Origin of the sequence: Burkholderia sp. KBS0801, assembly GCF_005937855.2 — a bacterium.
GTDB lineage: Bacteria > Pseudomonadota > Gammaproteobacteria > Burkholderiales > Burkholderiaceae > Burkholderia > Burkholderia ambifaria.
Window position 1 is genome coordinate 2059611 of record NZ_CP042178.1, and the last position, 20128, is coordinate 2079738.

19 protein-coding genes are annotated in these 20128 nt (G+C 68.8%); 12 read left to right on the plus strand and 7 right to left on the minus strand.

The genetic code is table 11. From position 1 onward, the window contains the following. Positions 1-106 precede the first annotated feature (106 nt). The 5 genes from FFI87_RS26115 to FFI87_RS26135 all read left to right on the plus strand — a co-directional run bounded on the left by FFI87_RS26115 (position 107) and on the right by FFI87_RS26135 (position 4817). Positions 107-964, plus strand: a complete 858-nt coding sequence (locus FFI87_RS26115; protein WP_012365617.1) for a LysR family transcriptional regulator — start codon at positions 107-109, stop codon at positions 962-964. Positions 965-1003: 39 nt separating this feature from the next. Next, entirely contained in the window at positions 1004-1927 is a 924-nt protein-coding gene (locus FFI87_RS26120) for a DMT family transporter (RefSeq protein WP_012365616.1), read from the plus strand. Between the two features lie 67 nt (positions 1928-1994). Then, on the plus strand, positions 1995-2774 hold the full coding sequence (locus FFI87_RS26125) for a sensor histidine kinase (RefSeq protein ID WP_012365615.1): 780 nt from the start codon (positions 1995-1997) through the stop codon (positions 2772-2774). A gap of 77 nt (positions 2775-2851) precedes the next feature. Continuing rightward, positions 2852-4195: a hemolysin family protein gene (locus FFI87_RS26130; RefSeq protein WP_012365614.1), complete on the plus strand. Its 1344-nt coding sequence runs from the start codon at positions 2852-2854 to the stop codon at positions 4193-4195. A gap of 37 nt (positions 4196-4232) precedes the next feature. Further along, positions 4233-4817: a thiamine phosphate synthase gene (locus FFI87_RS26135; protein WP_138848531.1), complete on the plus strand. Its 585-nt coding sequence runs from the start codon at positions 4233-4235 to the stop codon at positions 4815-4817. A 59-nt stretch (positions 4818-4876) separates the two neighbouring features. Here the strand turns inward: FFI87_RS26135 and FFI87_RS26140 are convergent, their stop codons facing one another. Continuing rightward, complete coding sequence (locus tag FFI87_RS26140) at positions 4877-6520, minus strand: DUF3459 domain-containing protein (protein ID WP_138848530.1); 1644 nt, start codon at positions 6518-6520, stop codon at positions 4877-4879. Between the two features lie 301 nt (positions 6521-6821). Between FFI87_RS26140 and FFI87_RS26145 the strand changes: the two genes are divergently transcribed. Further along, positions 6822-7532 (plus strand): class I SAM-dependent methyltransferase, encoded by a 711-nt coding sequence (locus FFI87_RS26145; RefSeq protein WP_138848529.1) that lies wholly within the window; start codon positions 6822-6824, stop codon positions 7530-7532. Positions 7533-7654: 122 nt separating this feature from the next. Beyond that, positions 7655-8323: a glutathione S-transferase gene (locus FFI87_RS26150; protein WP_012365610.1), complete on the plus strand. Its 669-nt coding sequence runs from the start codon at positions 7655-7657 to the stop codon at positions 8321-8323. 16 nt (positions 8324-8339) lie between these two features. Here the strand turns inward: FFI87_RS26150 and FFI87_RS26155 are convergent, their stop codons facing one another. Continuing rightward, positions 8340-8993, minus strand: coding sequence for a DUF1345 domain-containing protein (locus tag FFI87_RS26155; protein WP_012365609.1), 654 nt, complete (start codon positions 8991-8993; stop codon positions 8340-8342). A gap of 134 nt (positions 8994-9127) precedes the next feature. Between FFI87_RS26155 and FFI87_RS26160 the strand changes: the two genes are divergently transcribed. Then, on the plus strand, positions 9128-9853 hold the full coding sequence (locus FFI87_RS26160; RefSeq protein WP_012365608.1) for a metallophosphoesterase: 726 nt from the start codon (positions 9128-9130) through the stop codon (positions 9851-9853). A gap of 57 nt (positions 9854-9910) precedes the next feature. On the opposite strand, the gene FFI87_RS26165 is transcribed toward FFI87_RS26160, so the two are convergent. Continuing rightward, positions 9911-10606: an RES family NAD+ phosphorylase gene (locus tag FFI87_RS26165; RefSeq protein ID WP_138850172.1), complete on the minus strand. Its 696-nt coding sequence runs from the start codon at positions 10604-10606 to the stop codon at positions 9911-9913. A 2-nt stretch (positions 10607-10608) separates the two neighbouring features. Next, complete coding sequence (locus FFI87_RS26170; protein WP_006754054.1) at positions 10609-11028, minus strand: MbcA/ParS/Xre antitoxin family protein; 420 nt, start codon at positions 11026-11028, stop codon at positions 10609-10611. Positions 11029-11258: 230 nt separating this feature from the next. On the opposite strand from FFI87_RS26170, the gene FFI87_RS26175 reads away from it, so the two are divergent. Further along, entirely contained in the window at positions 11259-12041 is a 783-nt protein-coding gene (locus tag FFI87_RS26175; RefSeq protein WP_012365606.1) for an ABC transporter substrate-binding protein, read from the plus strand. Positions 12042-13035: 994 nt separating this feature from the next. Here FFI87_RS26175 and FFI87_RS26185 read toward each other — a convergent pair. After that, a complete protein-coding gene (locus tag FFI87_RS26185) occupies positions 13036-14508 on the minus strand; it encodes a sigma-54 dependent transcriptional regulator (RefSeq protein WP_012365605.1) in 1473 nt (490 codons plus the stop codon). Between the two features lie 436 nt (positions 14509-14944). Continuing rightward, positions 14945-15868, minus strand: coding sequence for a metal-dependent hydrolase (locus FFI87_RS26190; protein ID WP_012365604.1), 924 nt, complete (start codon positions 15866-15868; stop codon positions 14945-14947). 582 nt (positions 15869-16450) lie between these two features. On the opposite strand from FFI87_RS26190, the gene FFI87_RS26195 reads away from it, so the two are divergent. Together FFI87_RS26195 and FFI87_RS26200 are read left to right on the plus strand one after the other, a co-directional pair. Then, complete coding sequence (locus tag FFI87_RS26195) at positions 16451-16792, plus strand: FKBP-type peptidyl-prolyl cis-trans isomerase (protein WP_006754049.1); 342 nt, start codon at positions 16451-16453, stop codon at positions 16790-16792. Between the two features lie 25 nt (positions 16793-16817). After that, positions 16818-17585 (plus strand): AraC family transcriptional regulator, encoded by a 768-nt coding sequence (locus tag FFI87_RS26200; protein ID WP_138848528.1) that lies wholly within the window; start codon positions 16818-16820, stop codon positions 17583-17585. 452 nt (positions 17586-18037) lie between these two features. Here the strand turns inward: FFI87_RS26200 and FFI87_RS26210 are convergent, their stop codons facing one another. Continuing rightward, positions 18038-18508: a winged helix-turn-helix transcriptional regulator gene (locus FFI87_RS26210; RefSeq protein ID WP_138848527.1), complete on the minus strand. Its 471-nt coding sequence runs from the start codon at positions 18506-18508 to the stop codon at positions 18038-18040. A gap of 151 nt (positions 18509-18659) precedes the next feature. Between FFI87_RS26210 and FFI87_RS26215 the strand changes: the two genes are divergently transcribed. Further along, positions 18660-19895: an MFS transporter gene (locus FFI87_RS26215; RefSeq protein WP_012365601.1), complete on the plus strand. Its 1236-nt coding sequence runs from the start codon at positions 18660-18662 to the stop codon at positions 19893-19895. Positions 19896-20128 lie beyond the last annotated feature (233 nt).

The window sequence follows — 20128 nt, forward strand, 5'->3', positions numbered from 1 at the left end:
CTGCTCCTTTCGGTGACGTTGAAAAATCGGGAACGCAACGTCAGGTTAGGCGCGCACAACTATAATTAACAGTCATCGATCAATATTTCATCCATTTACATTCGAAATGAAAGTCCTCGACCTCGATGCGGTACGCGCGTTCGTGCTGGTCGCCGATCTCGCGAGCTTCACGCGCGCCGCCGACGCGCTCGGCACCACGCAGTCGGCCGTCAGCCTGAAGCTGAAGCGGCTCGAAGCGCACCTCGGCAAGCCGCTGCTCGCGCGCACGCCGCGCGTCGTCAAGCTGGCGGCGGACGGCGAAAACTTCCTGCCGGCCGCCCGAGCGCTGCTCGACGCGCACGACCACGCGCTCGGCGCGATTTCGGCCGGCGTGCACCGGCTGTCGCTCGGCGTCAGCGAACACGTCGCGGTGCCCGACCTGCCGGCCGTGCTGACGAGCCTGCACCGGCAAGATCCCGGGCTGTCGCTGGAAATGCATCTGGGGACGTCGTCGAACCTGCTCGCGCAATACGACGAACGCCGGCTCGACGCGGCGATCGTGCGGCACGAACCGGGCGAGGACCCACCGCGCGACGACGGCACGCTGCTGTTTACCGAACCGCTCGCCTGGCTTGCCGCGCCCGACTGGGCGCCGCGCGCGGGTGAACCGCTGCCGCTCGCGGTGCTTGCCGGGCCGTGCGGCGTGCGAGCCGCCGCGCTGCGCGCGCTGGAGCACGCGGGGCGGCCGTGGCGCGAGCGCTTCACGGGCGGCGGCGTCGCGGCGGTCGCGGCCGCCGCCGCGGCCGGGCTCGCGGTCTGCCCGCTGGCCCGGCGCGTCGCGCCGCGCACGCTGGTCGACGTCGGCGCGAAGTTCGGCTTGCCGCCGCTGCCGCACTCGCAGGTCGTGTTGTATTCGCGCGTGCGCGACACCCGCGCGGCCGCCGCTCTGCGGAGGTTTGCCGACAGTCTTGCAATCTCGGCGTAAACTACGCGCTTCGCCGCCCGCAATCCTCTGACGAATTCGATGAAGCCCGAAGCCCGCAAGCACCTCCGCGCCAACCTGCTGATGCTCGGCGCCGCCGCGATCTGGGGCTCGGCGTTCGTCGCGCAACGGCTGAGCCTCGACGTGATCGGGCCGTTCCTGTTCACGGGGCTGCGCTTCCTGCTCGGCGCTCTGGTGCTGATCCCGCTGCTGACGTTCAACACGGCGTCGCGCACGCAGCTGGCGGCGATCCGCCGCGAACCGGCGCTGCTGGCGCCGGGGCTCGCGCTCGGCGCGCTGCTCGCCGTATCGATCTCGCTGCAGCAGTTCGGCCTGCAGTACACGCGCATCGCCAACGCGGGCTTCATCAGCTCGCTGTACGTCGTGATCGTGCCGCTGATCGGCGTGTTCGTCCGCCACCGGATCGGCGCCGGCACGTGGTTCGGCGCGCTGCTCGCGGCGATCGGCCTGTATTTCCTCAGCATCGACGAGCATTTCTCGGTGCTCTACGGCGACTGGTTCCAGCTCGCGGGCGCGGTCATCATCGCCGCGCACGTGATGGCCGTCGGCCATTTCGCGAAACGGCACGATCCGCTCGTGCTCGCCTTCCTGCAGTTCGTCACGTGCGGCGTGGTGTGTCTCGCGGCCGGCCTCGTGATCGAGCCGGTCAGCGTCGCGATGCTGCGCAGCGCGCTGCCGACGCTGCTGTACGGCGGGCTGCTGTCGGTGGGTGTCGGCTATACGCTGCAGGTCGTCGCGCAGCGCGACGCGGCGCCCGCGCACGCGGCCGTGATCTTCAGCATGGAAGGCGTGTTCGCGGCGATCGCCGGCTGGGCCGCGCTCGGCGAGACGCTGACGCTGCGCGCGCTGGTCGGCTGCGCGCTGATGCTGGCCGGCCTGCTCGCGTGCCAGTTGCTGCCGAACGGCGACGCCCGGAAAAAGGACGAGGACGCGCTGCCGGCATGACACGCGCAATCCCTATAATGACGATTCGCGTGTTTTTCATCACAACCGCATCCAACAAACCAGCTCCGTGACGTCCATTCCCGTCGACCCTGCCGCCGACCTGCTGCGCGAACGCGCAGCGCACTATGCCGCCGAGGCCGCGCTGTTCCTGCGCGACCAGGCGCTTTCCACCGCGTCGCACGACCTGCGCAGCCCGCTGAACGCAATGCACAGCTGGGCATATGTGCTCGAGCGCCAGCTCGCGAGCGCCGACCCGAGCCTGCAGCGCGCGCTCGCGGGCATCCGCACCGGGATCGATCAGCAGGTTGCGCTGATCGACGACGTGCTCGACGCGCCGCGCGCGGAAACGCGCACCCTCGCGATTACCGCGCAGCCGTTCGCGCTGCGCCCGCTGCTCGACGACACGCTCGCGCTGGTGCGCTTCGCGCTCGCCGACGCGCGGCAGGTGAGCATCGATGCGACGCTGCCCGACGGCGAGCCGTCACTGAGCGCCGATCGCGAACGCGTCGCGCAGGCGCTCTGGACGATGCTGACGACGGCCGTCGAAGCCAGTGCCGCCGGCAATCGCGTAACGTTCGCATGCACGCGCGACGGCGCGCAGTGCGTCGCGCATGTCACCTGCGGCGTGAGCGCCGCCGCGCTCGCCGATCCGGCGCTGCCGCACGCGTTCGACGCGTTCGCACGTCGCGAGATGCTGCGCTCGCGCGACGCGAAGCGCGTCGCGTGGGTGCTCGCGCTGTGCCAGCGTGTCGCGCTCGCGCACGGCGGCACCTTCACGCACGCCGCGTTCGCCGACGGCGCCGTCGTCACGCTGTCACTCGCGGTTCCCTGCAAGGCGGCGGGCTAAGCCATTCGGCCGCCCGACACATTACATCTTCCTTTCCGGCCCTATACTGTTGGGCCTGTCATGACTGGAGCGATTCTTTGTTACAGATCTTCGCGCTCATCGGCGCGTTGTTCCTGGTGGCCCTGAACGGGTTTTTCGTCGCAGCCGAATTCGGCCTCGTCAAACTGCGCGCGACGCGCGTCAAGACGCTTGCCCGCAAGCACGGCCTGCGCGGGCGCATCCTCGCCGTCGTGCACGGTCGACTCGACGCGTATCTGTCCGCGTGCCAGCTCGGCATCACGCTCGCGTCGCTTGGCCTCGGCTGGGTCGGCGAGCCGGCATTCGCGGAACTGATCGGCCCGCTGCTCGACCTGATCGGCGTGGAGTCCGAACGCATCGTGCACCTGATCTCGCTCGTGTTCGCGTTCTCGCTGATCTCGTTCCTGCACATCGTGGTCGGCGAGCTCGCGCCGAAATCGATGGCGATCCGCCAGTCGGAGAAGGTCGGCCTGTGGGTCGCGCTGCCGCTCTATGCGTTCTACTGGGCGATGTATCCGGCGATCTGGGTGCTCAACAGCAGCGCGAACGCGGTGCTGAGGCTCGCGGGGCTGTCGGCCGACCACGGCGGCGATGCGCACTACTCGACCGACGAACTGAAGCTGATCCTGCGCGGCCGCCGCAGCGCCGCGGGCAACACGGCGCAGCCCGCGCGCGGCACGTACACCAACGACGAGTGGAACACGCTCGCGCATTCGCTCGATTTCTCGTCGATGACGGTGTCGGACCTGATGCGGCCGGCGCACGAAATGATCGGCCTGCGCCGCGACCTGCCGCTGCCCGACAACATGGAAATCGTCGCGCGGCACCGCTTCAGCCGCTATCCGCTGTTCGAGAATGCGTCGCGCGAACAGGTGAGCGGGCTGATCCACCTGAAGGACCTGCTGCTCGCGCGTCATGCGGGCGCGGCGCTGGAGGACCTGTCCGACTACGTGCGCCCGGTGCAGTACGTGAAACCCGACACGCCCGCGCTGGAGCTGTTCCGCCGCTTCCGCAAGGGCGCGCCGCACTTCGCGCTGGTCGGCAACAAGGGTGAGAAGCCGATCGGTTTCCTGACGCTCGACAACCTGCTCGGCGCGCTGGTCGGCCAGATCCACGACGAGTTCCGCCAGGGCGACTCGGACTGGACGCGCCTCGACGACGGCACGCTGATGGGCAAGGGCAGCCTGCCCGTCGTGTCGCTCGAGCAGGCGCTCGGCATCGACATCGACGAAGGCCGCGCGGAATCGGTCGGCGGCCTCGTGATCCAGGCATTGAGCGATTTGCCGACCGAAGGGCAGCGCGTGTCGTTCGATCGCTTCGACGTCGTCGTGAAGAAGATGAACGGGCCGCGCATCGTGCTGGTGCGCGTCTATCCGAAGACCGCGAAGGAGGCCGACGAATGACGGCCGCCGCTCGCCCTTCCCGCCCTCGCCGCATGCGATGAGTGCGACGCTGCCGCGCTGCTGCGTGATCACGCCGGAGCCGGCGTCCGCGTCGGCCGCCGATTGCCAGGCGTTCCTCGAGCGACTGTCGGCCGTGCTCGCGCGCGGCGAGACGCTCGTGCAGTTGCGCGTGAAGTCGTTCGACGCGGCCGCGTTCGCGCGGCTGGCCGCCGATGCGCTCGCGCGTTGCACCGCGGCCGGCGCGCAACTGATGCTCAACGGGCCGATCGACGCGGCCGGCGTGATGCAGCTCGACGGCGCGGGCTGGCACCTCGACAGCGCCGCGCTGCGCGCCGTCGCGCAGCGGCCGTTGCCGGCCGCGCGTCGCGTGTCGGCCGCCTGCCATGCGACCGACGATCTCGTGCTGGCCGCGCGCGCAGGCGTGGATTTCGTCACGCTGTCGCCCGTGTTGCCGACGCTCAGCCATCCCGGCGCGCCGACGCTCGGCTGGACGCGCTTCGCGGCATTGGCCGAGCAGGCCGTGATGCCGGTCTACGCGCTCGGCGGCATGACGCGCGCGCATCTCGACGACGCGCGCCGCCACGGCGCGTATGGCGTCGCGGGCATTCGAAGCTTCTGGTGAGTGGAGTGCGGCCGGGCGCGCCAGCGCCCGGCCTTCCGCGCGTTACGCGGCTTAAGCGTTCAGTTCAGATCGGCGCGCATGCCGCGCCATGTGCTGTCGTCGAGCCGGCGCACGTCGTGCGTGAGCGCGTAGTGGTTGACGTCCCCCGTCAGCCACGCGACGAGCGAATACGGCGGCAAATCGCCCTCGTCGATCCGGTCGCGGGCACGCGCCGGCGTCTCGAACACGATCTGCCCTCTCGGCGCATCGAACGGCAGCGCGTCGGGCGACAGGTTCAGTGCGATGGTCAGCGTCTCGTCGTCGGCGAGCTGCCACGACGCCACCAGCGCATCGGCATCGCCATCACCACCCGCCTTCAACGTGTGCGCGTCCCGCGGCCGGCAATCGGCCAGCCGCGGCGCGATCAGCTTCGCGCGCACGGCGAGCGCCGACTGCACGAAATGCGCTCGATCGGCATCGCGCGCGGTTTCGTCGAAGATCAGCGGGATCTGCGGCGTCAGCAGCGACAGCGCGAGCGCGGCGAGCCCCGGCGTCTCGAGCTCGCCATGCTCGCTCTCGCGCCATACGCCGTCGGACAGCACCAGCGAGGTCAACGCCAGCCCTTCGGCGCAGGGGCCGTCGCCGGAGGCGGCCGGCTGGAACGCCGCGCCGGCCGCGGTCAATGCACGGGCCAGCGTATGAATCGACTGGTGTGCCGAAATCCCTTCGTGAGCGGTCGTGCCGCGGTCCGTCAACCGATGCAGCGCGCGTTCGCCGCAACCGTTCCACTGGGCATCGAAATGGGTATCGGCCAGATGCACCGGATGACGCTCGCTGCCGAGCACGAGGTGGATCAGCCGGTCGGCCGGCACGGCCGCGCGCACGCGGTCGGCGATCTCGCGCAGCCACGACGTGCCGATCCGGTCGGCCTCGCGCAGCCGCAGCCCGTCGCAACGGTATTCGTCGATCCAGTACATCGCGTTGTCGCAGAAGAAGTCGCAGACTTCCGGATGATCGAGCGCGAGCGGCGGCGCCTGCAGCGGATCGTCGCGCGTATGGAAGAACGGCACCGCGTAGTGGCGCAGCGCGTCGGTGCCGCTGCCGAAGCGCGCGTAATCGAGCTCCAGCAGCACCGCGAGACCGTAGCCGTGCGCGTCGTCGATCAGCGCCTTCAGTGCATCGGGGCCGCCCTCGGCCGCGAGCGGCGCGAACGGCAGGCTGTCGTGCGGCGACGCGAGCAACTCCAGCGCGGTCACGCCGAGACGCGCGAGCTGCGGCAGCCGGCGGCGCACGCCGTCGAAGCCGCCCACCGCGTGCGGACGAATCGCATACAGCGCGATGTCTTCCCACGGACGTCCGCGCCAGAACGTGTTGCGCCACGTGAACGCGCGCGGATCGATGACCTCGCTCGGGCCGTTGAGCCCGTCGGGCTGCGAACGCGACGCGGGATCGGGAATCGACACGACATCGTCGAGCCGATAACGGTAACGCGCGCCCGCACCGCATTCGACGAACGCTTCGAACCAGTTCCGACCGGCGGCCGTCATCGGAACGAGCGTCGTGCCATTACCGCTATCGAGTTCGAGCTGAACGTGCATGCTGGCCGGCGCCCACACGCGGAAATGCGTGCGCGGCGACTTGCCGAGCGCGCCGCAGGGCTGCGCGCCGAACGGCAGGCAGTGAATGTAGTGCTGCGCATACGGATCGTGCAAACAATCTGACATCATGCGCTCCTCATGCGTGCCGAGCAGCATGGCCGCGCGAACGGCGCGGCGCAGCGGGCCCGGCATGCGACGGCCAGGCAGGGGGGAAGAAAAGTATGCGCCCGTTTCAGTTCTGAAACGTATCGATTCCTCACATTTTTAAATGCGAATCGACCCCGACAACGTTTGCGCGCGACGCGCGCCGAGTCGGGTAGTCCGCATACCGGAATGGCCGCTCGCCTTGTTGCGCCGCCGACCGCCGCTTACGCTCGGTGCAATGCGCGTGGACACCCCGTCCGCGCCCGAACCCGAGGCATCCACCATGTCACTCCCCGCCAGCGCCGCGAAGTTCGATCCGGCACGCGCGCACGAATACGCCGAACAGTCCCGCATCGCACTCGCCGGCTACGACGCATGCCACGAACTCGCCGCGTGCATGCTTGCGTCGTCGATCGGCGCGGCCGATGCGCGGATACTCGTCGTGGGTGCAGGCGGCACCGGGCAGGAAATCTGCGTGCCCGCCGCGCTCGAACCGGGCTGGCGGTTCACGGCCGTCGATCCGTCCGCGCCGATGCTCGCGCTCGCGCGCGCCAACGTCGAAGCAGCGGGTTTCGCCGCCCGCACGCACTTCATCGAGGCCGGCATCGATGCGCTGCCCGACACGCCGGCGTTCGACGGCGCGACGCTGATCGGCGTGCTGCATCACGTGCCCGGCGACACGGCGAAAGCCGCGCTGCTGGACGCGATCGCGCATCGCCTGAAGCCCGGCGCGCCGCTCGTGATCGCGGGCAACCATCGCCGCTACGCGGACCACCCTCGGCTGCTCGATGCGTGGCAGCAGCGCTGGCGCATGAAGGGCGCGACGCCCGACGCGGTGCGTGCGCAGCTGGCGAAAATCCTGCAGGGCGCCGATCCGCCGGCTTCCGAGGAGGCCGTGTTCGAACTGCTGGACGATGCGGGTTTCGATGCGCCGCTGCGCTTTTTCGCGAGCCTGTTCTGGGGCGCGTGGATCGCGCTGCGGCGCGCCGCGTGACGAGACGCAACGACGGGTGACGAGCGCCGCTCAACGCACTGGACCGTCGCGCGGCAGCCCGGCGTGCCGGGCGCCACCCGCGCTCGGTATGATGTCGTTCCCGCCCCCCTTCCGGCCTCGACATGCTGACCGTCCATCACCTGAACAACTCGCGTTCGCAGCGCGTGCTCTGGCTGCTCGAAGAACTGGATGTGCCGTACGAGATCGTGCGCTACGCGCGGGATCCGAAGACGATGCTCGCGCCGCCCGCGCTGCGCGCGATCCATCCGCTCGGCAAGTCGCCCGTCGTCACCGACGACGGCCGCACGATCGCCGAATCGGGCGCGATCATCGAGTACCTGGTCGAACGCCACGGCAACGGCCGCCTCGCGCCGCCCGGCGGCACGCCCGAGCGGCACGACTACACGTACTGGCTGCACTACGCGGAAGGGTCGGCGATGCCGCCGCTGCTGCTGAAGCTCGTCGCGTTGCGGATCGCGCATGCGCCGATGCCGTTCTTCGCGCGGCCGATCGCGCGCAAGATCGCCGCGACGCTGCAAGCGGGCTTCGTCGATCCGCAGATCGCGCTGCATCTCGATCATATCGACGGCGCGCTGAAGCGCACCGGCTGGTTCGTCGGCGACAGCTTCAGCGCGGCCGACATCCAGATGAGCTTCCCGCTCGAGGCTGCGATGGCGCGCGGCGACGGCGGCAGATATCCGGCGATCGCACGCTTTCTCGACACGATCCACGCGCGGCCTGCATACCGCCGCGCGCTCGAGCGCGGCGGTCCGTACGAACTCCTCAAATAACCCGCGATAACCCGCGTCAGCTCAGCAACCCCGCCGCGACGTTGATCGACAGCCCGAGCACAGCCATGTTGAAGTAGAACGACAGGATCGACTGCGCGAGCACCGCGCGGCGCGCGGAGCGGTTCGCGAGCGACACGTCGGCCGTCTGCGACGCGACCGCGATCGTGAACGAGAAATACAGGAAATCCCAGTAGTCGGGCTCGGGATTGCGGTCGGGAAAGCGCAGCGAGCGATCGCCGGTTGGCGAGCCGTAGTAGAGCCGCGCGTAGTGCAGCGTGAAGATCGTCGGGATCAGGAACCACGCGCCGAACAGCGTCGCGGCCGTGATCGCGTAATGACCGAGCCCCGCGCGAAAGCCGACGCTCTTTGCGGTCGCGAGCTCGATCGCGATCGCGGCGACGCTCGCGACCGTCGCGAGGCAGATGACGGTCAGCACGGTCGTCGCGTTCTCGTCCTCGCGGATCGCGACTTCGCGCACCTTGTGATGATGCGCGGTGACCATGCGCACCCACATCAGCACGAGATACAGCCAGACCGTGCAGTCCCAGCCAATCAGCGCACGCGCGGTCGGCCGCAACTGGAGCGGCAGCAGCACCGCGCACGCCACGCCCGCGACGAAGGCGGCGACCATGCGCGGCCGGTTGCGTAATACCTGCGGATAAAGCGTCATCGTGTGATTCCGAAAGCGGATGGAAAGGTCCCACCGGCGCGCGAACGGCCGCTGCGCGTCGCCGGCGGGTAGCGCCCCGATTATCGCCATTCCAGCATGTCGTTGCGATGGCCGCGAGCGCCTAAGATATCGGGATGACACCCGCCCTCTGCCACCATCCCGCGAACGCGGCCGGCCGCGACTTCGTCGTCGGCGATCTGCATGGCTGCGTGGATGTGCTGCGCGCGCTGCTTCACGACATCGGCTTCGATCCGGCTTGCGACCGGCTGTTCTCGGTCGGCGATCTCGTCGATCGCGGCCCCGCGTCCGAAACCACGCTCACGCTGCTCGACCGCCCGTGGTGCCATGTGGTGCGCGGCAATCACGAAGAAGTGCTGAGCCTCGTGTCGCGCGGCAAGCTGCCGCCCGATGCATGGCGCGGGATCGGCGGCGACTGGGGCGCCGATCTCCCGCCGGAGCGACTGCATGCGCATGCGGCGCGCGTCGACGCGCTGCCGCTCGTGCGCGTGGTCGGCGACGGCGCCGCGCGCTTCAACGTGCTGCATGCGGAATTCTTCGGTCCGGACGCGGAACTCGACACCGGCAGCTATTCGCACGACGTGCGCGAGCGGCTGATGTGGGGGCGCGACCTGGTCCAGGGGCTCGCCGACCCGGCCCTGCAGGCCGGCCTGTCGCTGACCTGCACCGGTCATACGCCCGTGCGCGCGCCGCAGCGCATCGGCGCGCAATGGTTCATCGATACCGGCGCTTTCGCGCCGTCCGGACGCCTGACGATCGTCGAACCGCGCACGGGTGACATGTGGTCGCTCACCCAGGCCGACGCGCGCGCCCGTCACGCGGGCGAGCTGCCGCTGCCGTAGGCCGGCAACGGCTTGGCGGGCCCACGCGCACGCGTTTGCCCGCGGGAGCTTCCCCCGCTAGCCCACCTGATTCAACTCGAACACCGCATCGATCGCGGAACCGTTCCAGTTGTATTCGAGATACGCCGCGTGATGACAGTCGCGCAGCAGCGTCGTGCGAAACGCCGCGAGACATTCGCCGCCTGCGTCGCGCACCGACGGATAGACGATTCCCGCGCCACCCGCATGGCGCACCGCGCGGCCGAGTGCCTGCCCCGCGCCGTAGTCGAGCGGATCGAGCAGCGCCGGGCTGCGCTGCAGCCACGTGCGCACGTCGGCGACCTCGCCGTGCGCGTACACCGTGTAGAGCCGCATCTGCTGGCGCATCGGCGGCTCCTTCGTCGCGGACATGAACAGCCCGCTGTGATAGCGCGTTTCGGCGATCGCCGTATCGCGCGACCGCCCGCAGTAGAACACGCCGTAGCTGCCGTCGGAGAAGCGGCTGCCCTGCGGATTCAGGTGCGTGAACGCGGCCATGATCGGCCCCCAGCCCTGGCCGTAGCGACGCTCGGCCGGCGGCACGAGCTCGAGCGTGCCGACTTCGTTGCGGATGCGGTCGTTGGTCAGCGATTCGAGCGCATAGAGCGCATCGAAATCCTCCGCGGACGCGACGCGATCGAACAGGTTGATGGCGGGGAAACGGGTGGGAATCACGCGATAGGCAGGCGCCCAGTCGACGACGGTCGTGGGCCAGGGTTGCGCTTCGATCGGCATCGTCACGCCCAGCCACCTCGCATCGCGTCGAGATATTGCCGGACGGCGACCAGATCGCCGACGTTGCCGGCGAGCATCCGGTCGAGCGCGCGCTTGCCGCCGAACGGCGCTGCGTCGTTGGGCCGCTTGACCCAGGTATCGGCGGCAGCCGGCTGCGGCAGCAGGATCTGCAGCGCCTTGTAGATGCCGAGCAGCAACGATAGCCGCTCGAGCGTATCGCGCGGCAGGCGCGCCGATTCCGGCGCTGCCTTCCACTTGAAGAACGTCGAACGGCCGGGCGACCCGAGCAGCACGATCTGTTCGTCGATCGTCAGCTCCCAGTCGCGCGCGATGTTGAAGAACGCACGCAGGCCGGCCGCCGACATCTGCGCGACCGAAGCCTGCCGCGGGGCGGAATACGGATCGAAGGCGGGCTGTGTCATGAGCGTTAGTCTCGAAATGAATTCACTAACAAGATTAGTCCATTTCGGTATTTTTGCAAGGGTCGTCCCCCGACATCGGCATTTCCTTCGACAAGAGATATTTTTTGTCCATTCTGGACGAATATTTTATTTTCTGCGTTAATGGCCGTGCGGACTGCGCATCGCCACGCGGTGCGTATCTACAGCAACCGAGTCGCCGAGAACCGGATAGACCACGCCAAGGAACCATCATGAAGAGACTGATTGCCGCCGTTTCGATCGCCCTGCTCGCGGTATCGGCGGGCCCCGCCGTCGCGAAGGACTGGACCACGCTGCGCTTCGGCACCGACGCCAGCTACGCGCCGTTCGAATCGAAGGCGCCCGACGGCAAGCTCGTCGGCTTCGACATCGATCTCGGCAACGAAATCTGCGCGCGGCTGAAGGCGAAGTGCGTGTGGCTCGAGAACGATTTCGACGGCATGATCCCGGCGCTGAAGGCGAAGAAGTTCGACGCGGTACTGTCGTCGATGTCGATCACGCCGCAGCGCGCGGAGCAGATCGGCTTCACGACGAAGATCTACAACCAGCCGACGCGGCTCGTCGTGAAGAAGGGTTCATCGCTGCTGCCGACGGCCGAATCGCTGAAGGGCAAGTCGATCGGCGTCGAGCAGGGCACGACGCAGGAAGCGTATGCGAAGGCGTACTGGGCGAAGCAAGGCGCGAACGTCGTGTCGTACCAGAACCAGGACGGCGTGTATGCCGACCTCACGTCGGGCCGCCTCGACGCCGCGCTGCAGGACGAGGTGCAGGCCGCGATCGGGTTCCTGAAGTCGCCGCGCGGCGCGGGCTACCAGTTCGTCGGGCCCGAACTCATCGACGAGAAGGTGCTCGGCATCGGCGCCGGCATCGGGCTGCGCAAGGAAGACACCGACCTGAAGGCGAAGATCGACCGCGCGATCCTCGACATGGTCAAGGACGGCACCTACAAGCGGCTCGCGTCGAAGTACTTCGACTTCGATATCTACGGCGGCTGAAGCGGCGTCGCGCGCGACGGGTGTGATGCCCGCCGCGCGCGGCCGGACCGCCCCTCCCCCAAGCGCCGGACGGCAACGCCTCCCTGACGTTTGCCGTCGCGCCGGTTTCATCGACCGTGTCGTACCGCCTGATACCGCACCGCCTGATCCCGCGTTTCATCCGGATTGCAAACCGCTGACTTCCGCGGGCGATGGCCCGCGTGCGACGTCAAGTCAATACGCAAAGAGCGGGCGCAGCCGAACCGGCGCGCGGGTGCACATACCCTGGCGGATCCGGTTGGCCAGCGAAAAAGTACCGGCCCGGCGCGGATGACCGGGTATCAGCCGGATCCGCCTCGCACCGGGCGCGCAGAGATGGCCTGTCGACGCATGCCGGCCGGCGGCAAGATGCGCGGACGCCCGGCGATGGGTCGAATCATTGCGTTCGCGGCTGGCCGGCCGCGTCGTTTGGCGATCGTTCATCATTTTTCTACCCCGTATTCGTGCCGTTGCTTGTGCCGGCAACCGGACTTCGCCGGTGCCCCGACGATCCGACGACGACGGCCCTGCCGGTCGGACCCGGGCAGTGCTTGCTGCCCGTCCCGCCGGTCATCCCCGTGGGCTGCGTCCTTGTCGGCTCCTGAATTCGCTGCCGAACCGGCCGGACGCCACGTCGTCGACTCTCGCACCTCGATCAGCGCAAGGAGCGGGCCAGCTTCGGATGAAGCCGGCCGCACAAGGCTTTCGTCGGACAAGCTCGCGGCCGGACCGGGCGGGACACGCGGGAAGTTACGAAACTGAAACATGCCGCGCGCGAGCGGCCGCGGGTGCGCTGCGGCAATGCCTTGCCGGACAAGGCGCGCGGACGATCCGGAAAGTTTTGCCGGCGCGGGCGGCACGCCGCCGGCCGCGTTTGCCGGGTTATTCGCGCGGCTGCCGACAGGAAACGTTTCACGCCCTTTACATGCCGCCGGCCGTGCACACGGGACAGCCGCGAACGCTGCCCTGCCGCCGTTCAGCCGACGCGCTGATGATCGGCGTCGCCGGGCGGTGAACCGTCCTTCCCGCCGTTGTCGCCGTTGTTGTCGTGGTCGTTGAGCCCGTGCTCGATCATCATCCGGTACAGCGTGACGCGCGAGATGCCGAGTTCGGCGGCGGCCTTGTTGATCCGGTGATCGTTGCGCAGCAGCGCGTTCTCGATCGCGGTGCGCTCGGCGAGCGAACGCGCCTGTTCGAGCGTGACCGGCTCCGTTTCGCCCGGCGTCTCGAGCCCGAGATCGTTCGGCGTCAGCAGCCGGCTCTCCGCCATCACGATCGCGCGGCGCACCCGGTTGATCAGCTCGCGCACGTTGCCGGGCCACTCGTAGCGGCGCATCGCGTCGAGCGCGGCCGACGTGAAGCCGCTGATCTTGCGGCCGCTGTCGGCCTTGTATTTCTGCAGCACGTAATGCGCGAGGATGTCGATGTCCTTGCCGCGCGCGCGCAGCGGCGGCTCGTGAATGCGCAGCACGCAGAGCCGGTGATAGAGGTCCGCGCGAAAGCGTGCGGCTTCGACCGCACCGTCGAGATCCACGTGCGTCGCCGAGATGATCCGCACATCGACCGAAATCGATTCCTGCCCGCCGAGCCGCTCGATCTTCCCTTCCTGCAGGAAGCGCAGCAGGCTCGCCTGGCTTTCGACCGGCATGTCGCCGATTTCGTCGAGAAACAGCGTGCCCCCGTTCGCGGATTCGATCCGGCCCGCGCGCCGCTGGTTGGCCCCGGTGAATGCGCCGCGCTCGTAGCCGAACAGTTCCGACTGCAGCAGGTGATGCGGAATCGCGCCGCAGTTGATCGCGACGAACGGGCCCTTGCCGCGCCCCGAGCGCTCGTGGATCGCGAGCGCCGTCAGCTCCTTGCCGGTGCCCGACTCGCCGGAGATGAACACGCTCGCGTCGGTTTTCGCGACCTTGCGAATCGTGCTGAACAACTGTTGCATCGCTTCGCAGTTGCCGATCATCCCGTGCTCGCCGATCGACGCCGCGTAGGCCGCGCCGTCGACGCGATCGAGCGCGGCCATCCCGCGTGCATGGCCGAGCACGTGCGAAATCCATTCGTGCGGCAACGGCAGCGTCACGTAATCGAAACAGTAGCTGCGGATCATTTCGCGCACGGCGGGGCTGATCGTGACACCGGCCTGCGCGACGGAAATCCAGCCGATCGCCGCCTGGCTCAGGCACGCCTTCAGCGCGGGATAGTCGCGCGACGTGAATCCGGAGAAATCGATGAGCCCGGCGGCGACGTTTACGCCGGACGTCATGTTCTGCGCGGCGCCGGCTGTCTTGGCGATCGAGATATCCCAGCCGAGCCCGCGCAGTTGCGCCAGCAACGGCTCGTCCGGCGAACGCATGATCACGAACAGCTTGCGTCCGGCCTCGGGGGCGGTAACGGATACGAGCGGCATCTCGGGCGCCGCCGTCACGTTTGCGTCGGGTGACCTTGCAACCATCGTTATTCCCCGCTTGGCGTTGGTATCGTGCGCCGGCTCGCCGCGCGTACGAAGGACCTCGATCGAACCGACATATTGGCCGTATTTCCGTACGAATAAAATCCCCCCGGGCGATAATCGTGCGCCGAACGAATCCTTTCATGAACGGTATATCGATGCCGCGGACGCGCGGCTAGATGGGTGTTTTCCCGGTGGCGGGGTGAACCCGGAAGAAAGCCGCAGAGATCACGAACGCGGGGAACCGCGCCGGTGCTGGCGCACCGGGTCGGCATGCGATGCCGGGCAGGCGGAAGCGAATCGGCCGCATGCGCCGGCGTGGCTGGTCGGCCGTCCCGGCAACCGCGTGCGCAATCGTTTCCGCTTGATGCCGGTCAATCGTCAATTAAACGGGGTTGATGCACGCACGCAACACGCGCCGCATCGCGCGGCGGCCGCGTCAGCGTCCCGATGCGACCGGTGCGGGCGCGTGGGCGTGGGAGCGACCGCGGCCGGCCGCCGCGTCATCGTGTTCGCCGTACGCGGCAACGAGGCCGTCGACGCGGGAGAGGTGATGGCGGTTGTCGTGATCCCACGGATGGAAGCCGGGCCGCAAAAAGCTCAGCCACTCCCCCGCGATGCGAGGAAACAGCCCGCGGCGCGGCCCGTACAGGAACGCGATCATCCGCAGCATGCCGCGCACGCGATGCCTGATATCGCGATCGCGCGACAACAGCGTCACGTGGATCAGAAACACGGTCGGCCAGAACGTCAGCGTCGTCAGCAGGTACACGCCGACGCGGATCAGGTAGCGGCGCAGGCCCGGCTTCATCACGGCGTTCCACACGTCGTAGGACACCGCCTTGTGCTCGGTTTCCTCCAGCGCATGCCATACCCACATCTGCCGGTAGCCTTCGGCCGAGCCGGCGAGACGCGTCGGGTCGCGCAGGATCCAGTCCGCGAGCATCGCCGTGTAGTGCTCCGCCGCGACCGTATGCGCGAGCTGAACCGAATGCGGCAGCACGCGCTTCGCGAAGCCGAGCACCGTCCACACGCGCTTGTCGAGCTTGCGCGCGGGCAGCCGGTTCGCCTGCATCAGCTCGTTGTATTCGACGTGCTCGCGCGTATGCATCGCCTCCTGGCCAATGAAACCGAGCACCTGGCGCTTCAGCACGGGATCGTCGATCCGGTCGCGATAGTTGCGCACCGAATCCATGAAAAAACGTTCGCCGGCCGGAAACAGCAGCGACAGCGCATTGAAGAAGTGCGTCACGTGCGGGCCGAGCCCGTGCCAGTCCTTCGCGCGTTCGACCGGCAGGTCGAAGCGCAGGTCGCGGCGCACCGGCATCACCTCGGCTGCGGTGGCGGAAGCGGCTGACTTCATGTTCGTGGTTCTCCTGGTTTTCGGGCGGCCCGGCAGCCGCTGCGGCCTTGCCGGCGCGGGCCCGGGCGGCGCATCGCGCAACGCCGAAATCTTGACATCGACAACTGTAAAGATAGGCCCGGGGCGGCGGCGCGCGCAAGCCGCGCGATAGACGCGTGCTTCCAAACAGGGCGCGCTCGGCGGCGCGGGAAAAACGACGCTCGAACGGTGGTCGCGCGGGCCGCGATTCGAACGCGCACGGCGGCGTGGGGACCGACAGGCGGGCGCTCGACGCGCGAACCGTAATCGCCTTGAAAGCGCCGTGCGACGGGCGTCTCGCGCGAAGGGTCGGTGGTGTTCAACGCGACGCCGGCTTGCCGCGTCGCAACGATTCATACGCGCGCGCCGTTCGCGCGGTACGACCGCGTCGATCCGGTTCGCGAAAAATTCAAACGCGCGTTCCATTCGCGTTTCCCGCCAGATGCGTGGCCGCCTCGCCAGCGACCCGCGATCGACACGCGGATTGGCCTTCGCCACGCAGGGGCGGCCCGCTGCGCGCTCGCCTACAATAGCGGTTTTACCCAACCCCTTTCAGGAGAAGTCATGTCTGTCACCACGACCGCATCGGGCCTCAAAATCGAAGAGTTGACCGAAGGCACGGGCGCGGAAGCGCAAGCCGGCCAGACCGTCAGCGTCCACTACACGGGCTGGCTGACCGACGGTCAGAAATTCGACTCGAGCAAGGACCGCAACGACCCGTTCGCGTTCGTGCTCGGCGGCGGCATGGTCATCAAGGGCTGGGACGAAGGCGTGCAGGGCATGAAGGTCGGCGGCGTGCGTCGCCTGACGATCCCGCCGCAACTCGCGTACGGCCCGCGCGGCGCAGGCGGCGTGATCCCGCCGAACGCGACGCTCGTGTTCGAAGTCGAGCTGCTCGACGTCTGACGAAGACGCCGGCCGACTCCCTCCGATGGAACGCATCCCGTCACCCGCCATCGCGCTGCGCCGTTACGACACGTGCGAAGCGTCCGACGTGCACGACTTTCACCAGGTCGTGCTCGGCGTCGACGGCGAGATGGTCATGGCGGTGGACGGCGTCGGCCAGCGCATCGACCGGCACGCGGCCTGGCTGATTCCGGCCGGCGCGCGCCATGAGTACGCGGGCCTCGGCGACAATCGCCAGCTCGTGCTCGACCTGCCCGCCGCGTCGCTCGCGGTGCCGCAGCGGCTGTTCGACAGCGCGCGTGCGGTGTCGATCGACCCGGCGCTGACGTCGCTCGTCGCGCAAGTCGCGGCGGCCGCCGCGCAACTCGACGGGCCGGCCGGCAACGCGCGGCACGCGCATCGCTTCCAGTGGCAGGCCGCCGCGCGTCTGTGCGACGCGCTCCTTGGCGACACCGGCCTCGCCGCGCCCGCGGCAGGCCTCGATTTCGCGCGCATCGACCGCTGGCTGCGCGCCCGGCTCGCGGAGCCGCTGCGCATCGCCGATCTCGCCGCGCACTGCGGCTACGGCATGCGCCGGTTTCATCAATTGTTCGTCGACGCGTTCGGCGAAACCCCGCATCGTTACCTGCAGCGGCTGCGGCTCGACGCCGCCGTCGTGCTGCTCGCCGACGGCCGCCATCCGCTCGTCGACATCGCCGGCATGGTCGGCTTCGCCGACCAGAGCACCTTCACGCACGCGTTCACGAAGCGCTTCGGCGTCGCGCCGGGGCGCTGGCGCGGCGAACGTCACTGAGCGATTTCGCCGGACGATCCGTGCCTGCCGTAACGCGGTCGCCTGGTGCGGCAAGCCGCCATTTTTCACGCGTAAATCGATCGCATTGGATCGCAGCCGGCGACCGTATCGACGCATCATGCCTTCCTGAAACCTCGGCCGCACGACGCGTACTTCTCCGGGATCGCGCGCTGGGCCGACTATCACGCGGTATTCGAGCGCGAAGCGTTCCCGCGCTGTGCGCGGCCCGCCGACGATGCCGATGGCCGCGGCCGCACGAACTGCCGCCGCGTTCGGCTGCGGATCGCTGCATTTCATCGATGCATTGAGGCCGCTGCGGCTGCTGCTCGCGTCGGTCGGCGTTACTCGTCGCAGCGGGGTTGCTCGCGACGCTGATCGGGCCGGGTGCGCATCGCGTGCATTGGCTGCGCGTCAGGCAGCGGCGTCCGTCGATTGAACGGTACGGCCGGCCTTCACCCCCGCGTCGCGCCCTCGTCGTCGCCCACCTTTCGCACGACCGTCTCCGCCGCCTTCAGCGGCCGGCCGTCGTCGTGCCGCAGCGCGAGCTTGCGGATCGCGCGGCCCGTCCTGCGCTCGACCAGCACCGAATGCGGCTCGCCGCGCGCGAACAGGTTCGCCTCGCCCCACTGCCGCAGCATCACGATCACCGGAAACAGCCCCTCGCCCTTCTTCGTCAACGCGTATTCCTGATACGCGCTGCCGTCCGACGCGGGCACGACTTCGAACACGCCGGCCTCCACCAGCATCCTGAGCCGGTCGGACAGGATGTTGCTCGCGACGCCGAGGCTCGCGCGGAAATCGCCGAACCGGCGCACGCCGTCGAACGCGTCGCGCACGATCAGCAACGCCCAGCGATCGCCGACGATATCGGTCGCCCGCGCCACCGGGCACGGCGAATCCGCAAGACTTCTCTGCCTGGCCATATTGCTCTCCGCTGTCGCGCCGGCTGCCTTCCCGGCCGCCGGCCATTCGTGCGCGGGTCCGTCGCCCGCCACCTCATGAAGTTGCATTTTAAAACTACTTTTCCTACACTCACACTAGTTTCAAATTGCAACTACTTGCGTGAGGCAACCGATGGAATCGTCTTGTCGTTCAGCAACCGTCGCGTCGAACGCGGCATCGCGTGCCGCTCGCCCGGCCGATGACACACGCGTGTCCACGGCGCGCGTCGCGCTGCTGGCCGTCTGCTGCGCCGCGAGCGTCGCGAACGTGTACTACGCGCAACCGCTGCTCGACTCGATTGCCCGCGACTTCGGCGTATCGCAGGCGGCGGTCGGCGGCGTGATCACCGCGACGCAGCTCGGCTGCGCGCTCGCGCTGCTGTTCGTCGTGCCGCTCGGCGACCTGTTGAACCGCAAGCGCCTGATCACCGTTCAGCTCCTGCTGCTGACGGCGGCGTGCATCGGCGTGGCCGCATCGTCGACGCGCACCGCGTTGCTCGCAGGCATGGTCGCGGTCGGGCTGCTCGGCACCGCGATGACGCAAGGGCTGATCGCCTGCTCGGCCGCGCTCGCGGGTGCCGGCGAGCGCGGCCGCGTGGTGGGTGCGGCACAGGGCGGCGTCGTGATCGGCCTGCTGGCCGCGCGCTCGCTCGCGGGTGTCGTCACGGATATCGCCGGCTGGCGCGCGGTTTATCTGGTGTCGGGCGCGCTCGCGATCGCGATGCTCGTCGCACTGGCGCAGCTGTTGCCCGATGCCGATGCGCCGCGCGAACGCATCGGCTACGCGGCGCTGCTCGGGTCGATGGTCACGCTGCTGCGCACCGAGCGCGTGCTGCGCGTGCGCGGGGCGATCGCGCTGCTGATGTTCGCGGCGTTCAGCATCTTCTGGAGCGCGCTCGTCCTGCCGTTGAGCGCGCCACCGCATGCGATGTCGCATACGCAGATCGGCGCGTTCGGGCTCGTCGGCGCGCTGGGGGCGGCCGCCGCCGCGCGCGCGGGCCGGCTCGCGGATCGCGGGCTCGGCGAAGCGGCCACCGGTGCCGGGCTGGCGCTTCTTGCGTTCTCGTGGCTACCGCTCGCGTTCGCCGGCACGTCGATTGCGCTGCTGGTCGTCGGCATCGTGCTGCTCGATGTCGGCGGGCAGGCCGTCCACGTGGTGAACCAGAGCATGATCCTCGGCGCGCGGCCCGACGCGCATGCCCGCCTCGTCGGCTGCTACATGCTGTTCTATTCGATCGGCAGCGGCCTCGGCGCGATTGCATCGACGATGATGTATGCGCACGCCGGCTGGATCGGCGTTTGCGGGCTCGGCGCGGCGGTCAGCGTCGTCGCGTTCGCCGTTTGGGCCGTGGCGCGCAGGCGGGCGTGACGACTGTCGAAAACGGCGTGCGGGTCATGGCGAGTGCGCCAGCGAACGACAAAAAGCCGGCTCGCCCGAATTGGGCGAGCCGAATTGGGCGAGCCGGCTTGGGTGTGCGGCTTGGGTGTGCGGCTTGGGTGTGCGGCTTGGGTGTCCGACGCGAGTGTCAAGCGTGCGCGACCGGCTCGCAAACCGGCCGCTTGCGCGTGCACCGCTCCAAATCCACCGGCGACGCACCGCGC